Origin of the sequence: Nocardia sp. NPDC056541, assembly GCF_042794235.1 — a bacterium.
Taxonomy (GTDB): Bacteria; Actinomycetota; Actinomycetes; order Mycobacteriales; family Mycobacteriaceae; genus Nocardia.
This window is the reverse complement of sequence record NZ_JBHTUD010000008.1, coordinates 1-11,972: the sequence shown is the minus strand read 5'-3', so window position 1 is coordinate 11,972 and position 11,972 is coordinate 1. Positions and strand designations below refer to the sequence as shown.

Sequence of the window (11,972 nt, the reverse complement as noted above, 5' to 3'; positions counted from 1 at the left end):
ACCCCTGCGGTCAAGCCTAGACGCCCACACCTGATCTCTGACATAGAGATCAGAGGAACTGCACTCAGCATTTGTCCGACAGCGACTGATTAGGCAGCGCCGGTGCGGTTTTCGCGTCAGAGCGCCAAACGGACCATGTCCGCGGTGCGGGCGAGCCCGGGGAAGGCCTCGGGGGTGGAACGCGGGTGCAGGGCGTGGACTGCCAGGCGGAACATCAACGCCCGTAACAGCATCTGGGGCCATTCGGGCAGGGTGGCCCAGCGGTCGAGTAAGCCGTCATCGCCCCCACCCCACGCCAGCGCGTCGACCACGACGACCCCCGCGGCCCAGGTGGCGGGGCGCCAGTAGGGGGTGATGTCGGTGAGGCCGGGGGTGTGGGCGCCGGTGAACAGAACCGTGCCGAAGAGGTCGCCGTGGACGAGTTGGTCGGGGCTGCGGACGGGTTTGCGCAGCGTGGCGAGCTGGCCGATCAGTTCGAGGGAACGCTGGCCGTCGGGGGTGGCGGCGATGGGGACACCGCCCGCGCGCAGGGTGCGCAGCGGGACCGATTCCCAGGCTGCCCGGTCGGCGGCGACGAACACGTCCACGTCGACCCACGGGGCGACGGGCGGCTGGACCAGGAAGCGGGGGCGTTCCAATTCCGCTGTCGCCTTGTGCAACCGCAGGGAGACCGAGACGACCTCGTCGTGGCGGGGCTCGGGGGCGCCGTCCACGAAGGTGTCGGCACGCCAACCGGAGACTACATAGCGTCCGTCGGTGGCGCGGACGGGGCGGGCCACCCGCAGCCCGTCGACCGCCAGGTGTTCGCGTACTTTCGCCGACCACGCGGCCCTGGCGTGATCGGCGACGGGGCTGAGCACCACGTCGCCCATGCGCCAGCCACCGTCCCAGTCTCCGAGGGAAACCGGCGTCACTTCGCGAAGCCCGAATGTGGCTCGCACATGCTCGGGAGGTTCGACTGAGGTCACGGCCGTACCGTAACCCCGCGATCACCGCAGGCGACCCAAGGCACGCTGTGATAGTCCACTTTGCGACCTCACCGCAATATGCGATGAGGTCGCAAACCGGCAGCTATCGGGTCAGTAGACCGGAAGCGACGGATCCACCTGCTTGGCCCAGGCCACCACGCCGCCCTGCAGATGCGTCGCGTCGGCGAAACCGGCGCGCTTCAACGCGGCCAGCGCCTCCGCCGACCGGATGCCGGTCTTGCAGTGCAGCACGATCGGCTTGTTCTGCGGCAGTTCGGACAGGGCCTCGCCGGACAGGATGCGGTCCTTGGGGATCAGGGTCGCGCCCGCGATGTGGACGATGTCCCACTCCACCGGCTCGCGCACGTCGATCAGCTCGACCTTGTCGGCATCGAGGAGATCCTTGAGCTCGGCGGCGGTGATGGTCGACCCGGCCGCGGCCGCGGTGCCTTCCTCCGACACCACACCGCAGAACGCGTCGTAGTCGATCAGTTCGGTGATCGGCTCACGCTGCGGATCGCGGCGCAGCTTGATGGTGCGGTAGTTCATGTCCAGTGCGTCGTAGACCATCAGGCGGCCGAGCAGCGTCTCACCGATGCCGGTGATCAGCTTGATCGCCTCGGTCACCATCACCGATCCGATCGACGCGCACAGCACGCCCAGCACGCCACCCTCGGCGCAGGAGGGGACCATTCCCGGCGGCGGGGCCTCCGGGTACAGGTCGCGGTAGTTGATGCCGCGCCCGTCGGGGGCGTCTTCCCAGAACACCGAGACCTGGCCCTCGAAGCGGTAGATCGAGCCCCACACGTAGGGCTTGCCCGCGAGGACGGCGGCGTCGTTGACGAGGTAGCGGGTGGCGAAGTTGTCGGTGCCGTCGACGATCAGGTCGTACTCGGCGAACAGGTCCACGGCGTTCTCGGGCTCCAGGCGGATCTTGTGCAGCCGCACGTCGATCCCGGAGTTGATCTCCAGGATGGAATCGCGGGCGCTGTCGGCCTTGGGACGGCCGATATCGGATTCGCCGTGGATGATCTGGCGCTGCAGGTTGGAGGCGTCGACCTCGTCGAACTCGACGATGCCGAGCGTGCCGACACCGGCCGCGGCCAGATAGAGCAGGGCAGGCGAGCCGAGGCCGCCCGCGCCGATCACGAGGACCTTGGCGTTCTTCAACCGCTTCTGACCGTCGACACCGAGATCGGGGATGATCAGGTGCCTGCTGTAGCGAGCGATTTCGTCCTTGGTCAGTTCCGCGGCCGGTTCAACCAGCGGCGGCAACGTCCCTGTGAGAGACACGTGAGAACTCCTGTATCTGAAGGCGGCTGGGCCTGGTGGCCGTTCTGCTGTCTACAACAAGACCCGCCGCGCTGTTCTTCCCGTCCATGGTCCCGCATGGGCGAGGCCACTAGCCGCGCGGGTACGGCCAGGGGTTGAAGCGGCAGGTCTTGCCGTCGGCGGGGACCACGCCGTGGGGGTCGAGCAGGGCGATGTCGTTGTTCTTGGTGCCGAAGGTCTGCTGCATCATGATCGGCGCGAGGCCGCCGTCGGTCTCGCACGGCTGATGGCCGTGATAGCCGATGGCGTGGCCGACCTCGTGGTTGATCTGGTATTGCCGGTAGGAACCGATGTCGCCGTCGAAGGCCAGCGCGCCGCGGACCCAGCGGACCTCCGAGAGCACGACCCGGTCGAGGTCGGCGTTGTAGCACGACGAGTCGATCGGAATCTCGAAGCCGCACGCGGCGCGGGTGCTTTCGCGAGAGGTGAGCGAGAGCCGGAAGTCGGCCGGGCCCGCGTCGATGCGCTGGAAGCCGAACTTGGGGTCGTTGGTCCAGCTCTTCGGGTTGGCCAGGGTGGTCTCCACCATCTTCGCCACGGCGGCGTCGCCACCGAACGGTGCGGTGTCGATGCCGTCCTCGACTTCGACGGTGTAGCGGAACACGCGCTCGGTGCCGGCGCCGACCTGGGCGCTGGTGCCCGGCACCACATGCCAGGTGCCCGCCGCGCGCTCGACGTAGTCGCCGCCCTCCGGCAGCGCGCCCAGCGGCAGATCGGCGGGGAACTTGCCGTCGCCGGGAGGTGCCCCGATGATGCCGGACTGCGCCACCTTGGGACTCAGCGCGCCGAAGCCGGGATCGCTCGGCGGCGGGATCGGCCCGGTGCGCACCGCGTCGACGACGACCAGCACGGTGATGGCGAGCAGCACCGGCAGCGCGTAGGCCCGCCACCCGTAGGCCGACACGAATCGACCGAGCGCGCTCTGCTTCTTCGCCTCCCGCTGCGGGCTGCGCGGGCGGCCGTTGTCGTGGTCGGTGGGATCCCAGCGGGCACGCAGCGGCTGGCGGGATCGGTCGGCGGGCTGATAGAGCCCGAGCGGGTCGTAGACCTGCAACTCCCGCCCCTCCTGCGCCGACGTGACAGCACCGGACTCGGAGGGTTGCGTGGAGCGAGCGACATCGCGCCCGCCGTCGGCATGGTCATCCGTCCGGTCGGTCACCCCATCAGATTCTCACAGTGCGCAAATCCGCCGTACGGGCGGCCGGAGGAGATCGCGCGGTTACGGCCCGGCGAACTCCGTGGACTGGTACTACATTTCCAGGGCGAGACGCAGGGCGAACACCGTGCGAGTATCGTTCGTGGGATACCCGACCGCACACCCGGCGGCCCGGGGAATCGACTATAGAGAGCCGAGATGACTGACCTCGTGGACCGCATGCCCTCGCGCCGATCGGTGCCGGAGACGGTCCCGGCCAAACGCGGCACCCGCCTGCCTCGCGACGAGCGCCGCCAGCAGCTGCTGCTCGCCGCCAGCGAGGTCTTCGTCCAGCGCGGCTACCACGCGGCGGGCATGGACGAGATCTCCCAGGTAGCCGGGGTCAGCAAGCCGGTGCTGTACCAGCACTTCGCCAGCAAGCTGGAGCTGTACCTGGCGGTGCTGCAGAACTACGTCGACATCCTGGTGTCGAGCGTGCGCCAGGCGCTGCGCTCCACCACCGACAACAAGCAGCGCGTGCGGGCCGCGGTCGCCGCGTACTTCGATTTCGTCGACAACGAGATGCAGGGCTTCCGCCTCGTCTTCGAATCCGACCTCACCAGCGAACCGCAGGTGCAGCGCCGGGTCGAGCAGGCCACCGAGGCCTGTGTCGACGCGGTGTTCGATCTGGTCGCCCACGACTCGGGTCTCGACCCGTACCGCGCGCGCATCCTTGCTGTCGGCCTCGTCGGCGCCAGCCAGTTCTCGGCGCGCTACTGGCTCGAAGCCGACCGCCCGGTCCCCAAGGACGAAGCCGTCGACACCACGGTGTCGCTGGCCTGGGGTGGCCTCAAGCACGTGCCGCTGACCGCCGCCCAGCGGGCCTACTCCCAGGACCTCTGAGTCCGCAACGACGAAAAATGCCCCGCCATCGGAAATGGCGGGGCATTTTTGTGTTCGCAGCTCAGATCGTGGCGAAGCCGACTCGGCCGACGGCCGGGGAACCGATTTCCACGTAGGCGACCTTCGCGGCCTGGATCAGGAACTTGCGGCCCTTCTCGTCGGTGAGTGACACGACACCGGCGGAGCCGCTCAGCGCATCGGACACCAGCGCCTCGATCTCATCAGGGCTCTGCGCACTGTTGATCACGAGCTCGCGCGGGCTATCCGAAATACCGATCTTGACCTCCACGGCCAACCTCCGAACGTAAGAGTCCTGTGTTGTCAGGTCCCAGGCTAGTGCAGCCCGAACACCACCGCTCCCACACCTGGTGCGCTGTCAGCGAACGGGATCAGGCGGGCTCGATCAGTTCGATCTCGAGTTCGATCTTCACGGTGTCCGACAGCATGCCCGGCATAGCGACGCCGACGCCGAAGTCGGTGCGCTTGATGGCGCCGGTGGCGGAGAAACCCGCGTGCCGGGTGCCGTCGGGGAAGTCGGCGATGCCGCCCCATTCGACGTCGAGGGTCAGCGGCTGGGTGATCGCGCCCAGGGTGGCCTCGCCGGTGACGGTGAAGGTTTCGGCGACCCGGACCGGCTGGGTGGCACGGAAGCTCAGGGTCGGGCGGTTGGCGACGTCGAGGAAGTCGGCCTGGCGGATGTGAGCGTCGCGGTCGGCGTTGCTGGTGTCGAAGGAATCGAGTTCGATGGTGGCGCCGAGGGTGGCCGCGCCCGTCTCGTCCACGGCGAACTCGGTCTGGAAGCGGGTGAATCCGCCGCGCACCTTGGCGATCCCGAGGTGGCGAATGGTGAACGCGACCGAGGAGTGGGCGGTGTCGAGGGCCCAGGACCCGGTCTTCAGCTGCTGGGTCTGTGTCGAGGAAGTCATGCCTCCACCCTGACCGGACTGCGGTCCGTTAACCAGACCGCGGTTATCCTGGTCCTGGCAGGGCGTGGCTGACAACGCCATGACCGGGCACCATCGAGACATGGTAGGCGCAGATATGGCAGATCATCCCGGCGCTCGTTCGGCATTCGCGGAACTTCTCGTCGCCCGTCGAGCCGAGCTGAATCCGGCCGACGTGGGCCTGCCCGGCGGCGGCAGGCGTCGCACCCCTGGTCTTCGCCGTGAAGAGGTCGCGGTGCTGGCCGGTGTCAGTGCCGACTATCTGGCCCGGCTCGAACAGGGCCGCGACACCAATCCGTCGATGGCGGTCGTCGACGCACTCGCCACCGCCCTGCGGTTCAACGACACCGAGCGTGGCCATTTCGCCTGGCTGGCCCTGACCACCAGCAGCGACGCCCGGTGCCCGAGTACCGCTTTCGATCCCGCCCTCGATCAGGTGCCCCCCGCCCTGCGCGGCGTGCTCGACTCGCTCGACCCCACCCCGGCGTTCGCTCTCGGCCCCCGGGCCACCGTGCTCGCCTGGAACAACGCGTGGTCGGACCTGGCCGCCCCGCTCGGCCTGCTCGACAATCCCGACCTGGTCAACCTGGCCCTGTGGACGTTCCGCCATCCGCTCGCCCGCACCACGGTCACCGACTGGGCCCAGTTCGCCGACCAACTCGCCGACCAGCTCGCCAGAACGCGCCTGCGTCGCCCCGATGACGAACGCGTCGCCGAACTCATCGCCGACCTGTGCGAGGAACCTGAGTTCGCCCGCCGCTGGCAACCCCACCGTCTCGCGGAGGATCTGCCCACCCTGCTCGGCTTCGAACATCCCACCCGAGGCACTATCACCTACACGGTGCAGACGCTGGCGGCCGACAACGATCAACAGGTCGTGATCTGGCTACCCCGCGAAACCGTCTCCCGTACACCGGAATTGCGCCTCGTCCAGCACCACGCGATCGGCGGCTGATCACCCCCGGTCAAGCCGGGTACCCGAGGGCCGAACAGCTACAGGCCGAGTTCTGCCATGCGGGCCGCGTGCCGCTGCTGCATGCGGTCGAACAGGGTCGCGATGCCGTTGAGATCGCCGGTGGCGGCGAGGACCAGTTCGGCCAGCTCGTCGCGCTGGGCCATCACGAACTGCGCCTGTGTGATCGCCTCCCCGAGCAACCTGCGCCCCCACAGCGTGAGGCGGTCGCGCTCGGAGCGGCTGGCCGCCACCGCGCTGCGGACCTCGTCGACCACGAACTGCGAGTGACCGGTCTCGGCGAGGACATCGCGCACCACATCGGAGACCTCGGTGGGCAGTGCGCCCGCGATCTCGGTGTAGAAGTCGGCGGCCAGGCCGTCGGCGACGTAGAACTTCACCATCGACTCGAGCCAGGTCGACGGGTCCGTGGAGGCGTGGTACGAGTCCAGCGCGCCCTGGTACTGCGCCATCGCGGCCTCGGCGTCGGCGCCGCGCTCGGTGAGCGCCGCTTCCAGGGTCTCGAAGTGCGCGAGCTCGGCGGCGGCCATCTTGGCGACGCCGATCCGGCCGCGCAGCGACGGCGCCTGCTTCGCCTCTTCGGCGAGCCGGTAGAACGCGGACAGCTCGCCGTAGGCGAGGACCGCGAACAGCTCCGTCACCCCCGCGTGGTCCGCGGCGAGCGGCTCGGTCGAGAAGAATTCCGGCGCGCTAGAGGTCTGGGCTCCCATGACCGTCAACAATACAGCGTGTCCGAATGCTCTGACCGCCTCCAGACACCGCCCTTCTCGGGCGTCCTCAGCTCATGCCACTAACGTGGTTCGGGCTTCGGTTTCCGCGTCAACCAGACCGGTTTCACCAACACTCACAGAGTGTCGGTCAGATCCGGTCTGTCGGCGGACTTTGGTGACCCGGCCTCCTGCTCGGGGGTCCGGGGATCGTGAGAAGTCTTGGTGAATCATCGGCCATTGCGCGAGGTTGACCGCCGCGTTGTGATCACGATCGCCGCGAAACCCGCACTCGCAGAAGAACACCCGATCCGCCAACGTCAGCGTCGAGTTGATCGCCGTGCAGGCCGAGCATCGTTTACTCGATGGGAACCAACGGTCGGCGACCGTGATCACGCCATCCCGCCATGCTTGCTTGTAGGTCAGCATCCGGGCGAAATCCGCCCATCCAGCATCACTGATCGCCCGCGCCAGCCGACGGTTTCGCACCATCCCCGCCACATGCAGGTCTTCGATTACGAGCCGGTCGTGGGTCTTGACCAGCGTGTTGGCGACCTGATGGGCGAAGTGACGACGAATATTGGCAACCCCGTGATGGTGACGGGCCAGTCTGGTGGTGGCTTGCCGGTGATTATGTGAACCTTTCTGTTTGCGTGATACCGACTTCGCCAGGTGGCGTTGCCTGTCCAGGGCGGCGGCCAAGGGTTTGGGCGCGATGATGCGGGTGACTTCGGCCCCGCCAGCGGTCGCGGCAACAGCGAACACACTCAACCCACGATCTATCCCGACCCAACCATCGTGATCGCCCAGTTCTCGCGGCTGATGACGGTGAGCCGGGTGCAGATCGGAAGCTTCGCAGGTCAGGCTGATCCACCACCGCGCCGCCCGATACGAAACGGTGGCATACAGGATTCTCGCGCGGTCTTTCGTAAGCAGACGCCGCAACCGGCGAGTGTCTGCACGCACCCGGATCGCACCGATCCCGGACAATGTCACCGACCGGGGACTGTCGTTGTCACCGACTCGGATCTTCGTTCGCCCGGTCTTGGAGTGCTTGTTCCGGATCCGGAACGACGGGATGGTCTTGTCCTTCTTCTTGAAACGAGGAAACCCGACCCGCGCACCCGCACGTTTCCCGGCCCTGGAGTCCGAGAACGCTTTCAGGGCATGTCCGCAGTCGACAGCTGCTTCTTCGAACACCTGCTGACAGACCTCAGTCCGCCACGCCAGCCCGGTCACCACCACCTCGGCTGTTCCGCCCGCGTCGACCGCGATCACTCGTCCGGCGGCTTCGGTCCTCTTCCAGGTGTTGAACGCGTTGATCAGATCGAACCCGGTCCACGGCACCCGATGATCCGGTGAGCTCTTACGGAGGCGGAGGGCCGTTGTGACAACATCGAGGCTGCGGTTGAACGCAAACCGAGCAGCTCCTGCATGACGAGCGAGCACCGCGGTTTGCTCGACCGTGGGGTCGAGTTGATACCGGAAGCTCGTATGGCGGCTCATCATCGGCGAGTGTGACACAGAACACCGACATCGAATTGCTCGAGGCCAACCCGACCTAGCTCAGATTCCCCTTGAACTTGGTCCGATCAGTGCTCAGTCGCGTTCGGCCAGGAATTTGTCCAGGTGCGCCCACGTGGTTTCGCGGGCCTCCGGTCCCGTGAGAATGCCGAGGTGACTGCCCGGAACGACCTCGTAGGTGACCGATGACGAGCCCGACAGCGTGCGCAAACCGGCCTCGACAGCGGCCTTGGGGGTGATCACGTCGGACTTTCCGCCGATCAGCAGCACGGGCACGCGCACGTCGGCGAGTTCGATGGTCCGGTCGCGCAGTTCGAGCCTGCCGTTACCGATGTCGTTGGCCAGCATCATCCGGCCCCACAGCTGGTTGTAGAAGCGGCCGGGGTAGCCGGGCATGGCGGCCTGGAAGCGGTCGATGGATTCCATCTTGGCCAGGGTCCCGGTGTTCGCGATATTGCTGGCGATGAACCGCGGACGCGCCAGTTCACGGTCGTAGGCGGCGAGCCGGTAGGCCAGTTTGGTCAGCGGTGCCGGAATGCCGCCCGCGGCACGGACAACCGTGGTGGAGCCCCAGCCGCCGGTGAGGCCGGCGACCGCGCGCAGCTGCGGAATTCCGAGCATCTTGTCGTAGTCGAGCGGCGGGCCGACACCGGTGACCGAGCGGATCGGCAGTTCCGGGTTCGCGGCTGCGGTGAGCAGCGAGAACATGCCGCCGACGGACCAGCCGATCAGGTCGACCGGGGCGCCGCCGCGATCGGCGCTCACGCGCAGGATCGCCTCGGGCAGGATGTCGAGGACCCAGTCCTCGAAGCCCATCCGGCGATCGGCGAAGGAGATGTCGCCGTAGTCGATCAGGTAGGGCGCACGGCCGGTCTCCACCAGGTACCGGGCCAGGCTCTGGTCGCGGCGCAGGTCGAAGCAGGTGGCGGGCGCGGCCAGTGGCGGCACCAACAACACCGCGGAATCGCTTGCCGCAGACTGGAATTCGGTATCGTAGCGACGCAGCAGACGATGCGGCTCGTCCCACAGCACGGTCGAGGGCGCCGGGTCGACGGGCTCGATGCCTGCGCCGAAGCTCAGCGCCCACGCGTTGCGCGCGGCAGTGGTGACGGTGTCGGTGATACTCACGACTAGAAATGTCTCACACACAGTACCGCCGGTACCAGTGAGCTCGATTACACCGGTGGACACGCGCGAAATCCGGCACCGATGAATTGCGCTGCGACACACCACCGGTGCTGAGGTAATCCCGTGGCGAGCCCGTTTTCGCGCGGCATTCAACCACGTCGAAATTCGGATTCCGCAGAATATCACGCTACAATCTCCGTGGACAACGCTAGTTTCGACGCCCGGACATACTCCGCGGCGTGGCACTCCACCGGCGCACAGCGCGGGCGGACAGCGGCGTTGCCCAGACAGCAATGTCGAAGAAAATGTGCGCGCAACGAATCCGCATCACCGCAGCGCCGCGCCGATGACACCGTCTCGACGACCACGCATAACGCCTGGTCGGCGATGGTTATCCGGCGCCGGCCCGGTGAATATCACAGGCGGGTATGTGGTCGTCGCGGGCCGACCGGCCCGCCCCACCTCGTGCGTGCGAGATGCAATGACGAGGAAGGCACGAACACTGAGCAAGATCACTGTCGAACAGGAACCCGGTTTGGCCGACACACTCCTGACGGCCGAACTGGACAACACCCACATCCCGCCGAGTTTCGCCGAATTGGGCGTGCGCGAAGAAATCGTGCGCGCACTCGGTGAGATCGGGATCGAACGCACCTTCGCGATTCAGGAACTGACCCTGCCGCTGGCACTGGCCGGCGAGGATCTCATCGGCCAGGCCCGCACCGGCATGGGCAAGACCTTCGGTTTCGGCGTGCCGCTGCTGCACCGCATCGCCACCGCCGACACCGGCACCACCCCGCTCGACGGCACCCCGCGCGCGCTGGTGATCGTGCCGACGCGCGAGCTGTGCATCCAGGTCACCAAGGACCTGGAGAACGCGAGCAAGTACCTGACCAACCACCAGGGTTCGCTGAAGGTCGCCGCCATCTACGGTGGCCGCCCGTACGACACCCAGATCGCCGCACTGCGCGACGGCGTCGACGTGGTCGTCGGCACCCCCGGTCGCCTGCTGGATCTGGCGAACCAGAACCACCTGATCCTGGGCAAGATCGGCGTGCTCGTCCTCGACGAGGCCGACGAGATGCTCGACCTGGGCTTCCTGCCCGATATCGAGCGCATCCTGTCGATGGTGCCGGACAAGCGTCAGACGATGCTGTTCTCGGCCACCATGCCCGGCCCGATCATCACCCTCGCCCGCACCTTCCTGACCAGGCCGACCCACATCCGCGCCGAGCTCGCCAACGACTCCGCCGTGCACGATCGCACCGCGCAGTTCGTCTACCGGGCCCACGCGATGGACAAGGCCGAACTGGTCGCGCGCGTGCTGCAGGCGGAGTCCCGCGGCGCGACGATGATCTTCACCCGCACCAAGCGCACCGCGCAGAAGGTGGCCGACGATCTCGCCGAGCGTGGTTTCAATGTCGGCGCCGTGCACGGCGACCTCGGTCAGATCGCCCGCGAGAAGGCGCTGACCAAGTTCCGCAAGGGCGCCATCGACGTGCTCGTCGCCACCGATGTCGCCGCGCGCGGTATCGACATCGACGACGTCACCCACGTCATCAACTACCAGTGCCCCGAGGACGAGAAGACCTACGTGCACCGGATCGGCCGCACCGGCCGCGCCGGCCGCACCGGTGTCGCGATCACCCTCATCGACTGGGACGAACTGCACCGCTGGGAGTCGATCAACAAGGCGCTCGGCCTGAACATGGCCGACCCCGCCGAGACCTACTCGCGCTCCCCCCACCTCTACAGCGACCTCGGCATCCCCGAGGGCATCACCGGCGTGATCCGCAAGCCCGCGGCCCCCACCCGTGACGACGACGCCGTAGTCGAGGAGCGCACCGAGCGCCCCAAGTCCTCCCGCAGCCGCCGCCGCACCCGCGGTGGCAAGGCCGACACCGAGGGCACCGAGTCGACCACGACCACCGAGTCGGCCGACAACGCCGACGAAGCGGCCGACGGCGACAAGCCCGCCCGCCGCAGGCGCCGCCGCCGCAAGCCCGCCGAGGCAGGCGAAGCAGCGACCACCGAGTCGAGCGAGCCCGCCACCGACGCCCCCGAATCGGCCCCGGCCGACAACGACGGCGACGACACGGCCAAGCCGGCCCGCCGCAGGCGCCGCCGCAAGCCCGCGGAACCCACCGCGTCCGACGCGGCCGCCACCGTAGACGCCTGACCCGACCCCGGGGAGGGCGATTCACCCCGCCCTCCCACGGCCACAGCCATGGCACTCCGAATCCGCCATGACAGCACTCCCAGCCCCGCCCCCGCGACCCCTAGGGAGCGGCGGCCACGCAGTGGCCGGTCCGCGGCCGGGCCGCCGGTCAGGCGCCGGGGCGTAGGCGACGAAGGAGC

At 67.8% G+C, this 11,972-nt stretch carries 11 protein-coding genes; 3 read left to right on the top strand and 8 right to left on the bottom strand.

Annotation, left to right across the window (positions count from 1 at the left end; genetic code table 11):
• Positions 1 to 116: 116 nt before the first annotated feature.
• From ACFQ9R_RS15495 to ACFQ9R_RS15485, 3 genes are all read right to left on the bottom strand, one after another.
• Positions 117 to 968 (bottom strand): TIGR02569 family protein, encoded by an 852-nt coding sequence (locus ACFQ9R_RS15495; RefSeq protein WP_378632716.1) that lies wholly within the window; start codon positions 966 to 968, stop codon positions 117 to 119.
• A gap of 111 nt (positions 969 to 1,079) precedes the next feature.
• Positions 1,080 to 2,261: an adenylyltransferase/sulfurtransferase MoeZ gene (gene moeZ / locus ACFQ9R_RS15490; RefSeq protein ID WP_378991267.1), complete on the bottom strand. Its 1,182-nt coding sequence runs from the start codon at positions 2,259 to 2,261 to the stop codon at positions 1,080 to 1,082.
• Between the two features lie 109 nt (positions 2,262 to 2,370).
• The gene (locus ACFQ9R_RS15485) at positions 2,371 to 3,459 is read right to left on the bottom strand and encodes a DUF3152 domain-containing protein (protein ID WP_378991265.1); all 1,089 of its coding nucleotides are present in this window, start codon (positions 3,457 to 3,459) and stop codon (positions 2,371 to 2,373) included.
• Between the two features lie 195 nt (positions 3,460 to 3,654).
• Between ACFQ9R_RS15485 and ACFQ9R_RS15480 the strand changes: the two genes are divergently transcribed.
• Positions 3,655 to 4,338, top strand: coding sequence for a TetR/AcrR family transcriptional regulator (locus ACFQ9R_RS15480; protein WP_056812916.1), 684 nt, complete (start codon positions 3,655 to 3,657; stop codon positions 4,336 to 4,338).
• Between the two features lie 61 nt (positions 4,339 to 4,399).
• Here the strand turns inward: ACFQ9R_RS15480 and ACFQ9R_RS15475 are convergent, their stop codons facing one another.
• The gene (locus ACFQ9R_RS15475; protein WP_067450585.1) at positions 4,400 to 4,627 is read right to left on the bottom strand and encodes a DUF3107 domain-containing protein; all 228 of its coding nucleotides are present in this window, start codon (positions 4,625 to 4,627) and stop codon (positions 4,400 to 4,402) included.
• A gap of 100 nt (positions 4,628 to 4,727) precedes the next feature.
• Entirely contained in the window at positions 4,728 to 5,264 is a 537-nt protein-coding gene (locus tag ACFQ9R_RS15470) for a YceI family protein (RefSeq protein WP_378991264.1), read from the bottom strand.
• A 100-nt stretch (positions 5,265 to 5,364) separates the two neighbouring features.
• Between ACFQ9R_RS15470 and ACFQ9R_RS15465 the strand changes: the two genes are divergently transcribed.
• The gene (locus ACFQ9R_RS15465; protein WP_378991262.1) at positions 5,365 to 6,237 is read left to right on the top strand and encodes a helix-turn-helix transcriptional regulator; all 873 of its coding nucleotides are present in this window, start codon (positions 5,365 to 5,367) and stop codon (positions 6,235 to 6,237) included.
• A 38-nt stretch (positions 6,238 to 6,275) separates the two neighbouring features.
• On the opposite strand, the gene ACFQ9R_RS15460 is transcribed toward ACFQ9R_RS15465, so the two are convergent.
• The 3 genes from ACFQ9R_RS15460 to ACFQ9R_RS15450 all read right to left on the bottom strand — a co-directional run bounded on the left by ACFQ9R_RS15460 (position 6,276) and on the right by ACFQ9R_RS15450 (position 9,614).
• Positions 6,276 to 6,965 (bottom strand): ferritin-like fold-containing protein, encoded by a 690-nt coding sequence (locus ACFQ9R_RS15460; RefSeq protein WP_378991260.1) that lies wholly within the window; start codon positions 6,963 to 6,965, stop codon positions 6,276 to 6,278.
• A 72-nt stretch (positions 6,966 to 7,037) separates the two neighbouring features.
• Positions 7,038 to 8,468 carry an RNA-guided endonuclease TnpB family protein gene (locus ACFQ9R_RS15455; RefSeq protein WP_378991258.1) on the bottom strand — a complete coding sequence of 477 codons (1,431 nt, stop codon included), beginning with the start codon at positions 8,466 to 8,468 and terminating at the stop codon, positions 7,038 to 7,040.
• Between the two features lie 93 nt (positions 8,469 to 8,561).
• A complete protein-coding gene (locus ACFQ9R_RS15450; protein WP_378991256.1) occupies positions 8,562 to 9,614 on the bottom strand; it encodes an alpha/beta fold hydrolase in 1,053 nt (350 codons plus the stop codon).
• Positions 9,615 to 10,095: 481 nt separating this feature from the next.
• Here ACFQ9R_RS15450 and ACFQ9R_RS15445 point away from each other — a divergent pair, with 481 nt between their 5' ends.
• Positions 10,096 to 11,793, top strand: a complete 1,698-nt coding sequence (locus ACFQ9R_RS15445; protein ID WP_378991254.1) for a DEAD/DEAH box helicase — start codon at positions 10,096 to 10,098, stop codon at positions 11,791 to 11,793.
• The last annotated feature ends 179 nt before the right edge of the window (positions 11,794 to 11,972 follow it).